1 protein-coding gene is annotated in these 783 nt (G+C 58.4%); it reads left to right on the top strand.

What is annotated here, in order from left to right:
• Nucleotides 1-578: aminotransferase class I/II-fold pyridoxal phosphate-dependent enzyme (locus AC5E6L_RS06485; RefSeq protein WP_491772067.1), on the top strand; the 578-nt coding region annotated here is incomplete at its 5' end.
• Nucleotides 579-783: the final 205 nt, after the last annotated feature.

Here is a 783-nt window from a genome sequence, read left to right as displayed (position 1 = left end):
AGCAACAGGGTTTTTTGCTCGTCGAGAACGATCCCTTTGCGGATCTTCTGCCGGCGAGCCTGCCGCGGCTTGCATCGCTCGATCAGTTGAACCGCGTGCTGTACATCGGCACATTTTCAAAGACGCTTTCGGCCAGCCTGCGCGTGGGCTTCGTAGCGGGTCATCCGACAATCATCGGCGCCTTGAACAATCTAAAGATGCTGACCACTGTCACCACCTCCGACTATGTGGAGCGGGTGGTGCACGAGCTTATCGAGCGTGGACGCTATTTGCGGCACCTGCGCCGACTGCGTGCGCGGGTGGAAAATGCCTACAATGCCACCGCCGCAGCGCTGGAAGGGCTCGGCCTCGACCCGGGCAAAGCCGTCCATCGCGGCTTTTATCTCTGGGTGGAATTACCGCCCAAGATCGACGAGCGCGATCTATGCCACGCTGCCGCCGAACGTAGTATTTTTCTTGCACCAGGCAGTGTCTTCAGCCCGCGGCGCGGACAGGAAGGACGAGCCAGGCTGCGGGTGAACGTAGCCTACGGCACCGATGATCGGTTCGTGAACTTCCTGCGGGATCACATATGGTAAGGGGCCGGCAGGACCAGGAGCCTGTATCTTCTAGATCGTGTCCCGTGAAATCCGATTCACGAAAAGCGCTCCATCTCTTTGATTTGTCGCGTTTTCGAACCGCGAAACCGCATACACTTTCGCTGAAAACGCTCCAGCTCTTTCTCATCACCCTGGCCGATACGTTTCGTCGTTCATCCATCCCAGGCCGTTTGCCGTCCCCGAT

Source organism: Roseitalea sp., from assembly GCF_984466335.1.
This window is presented reverse-complemented; position numbering and strand designations above follow the sequence as displayed.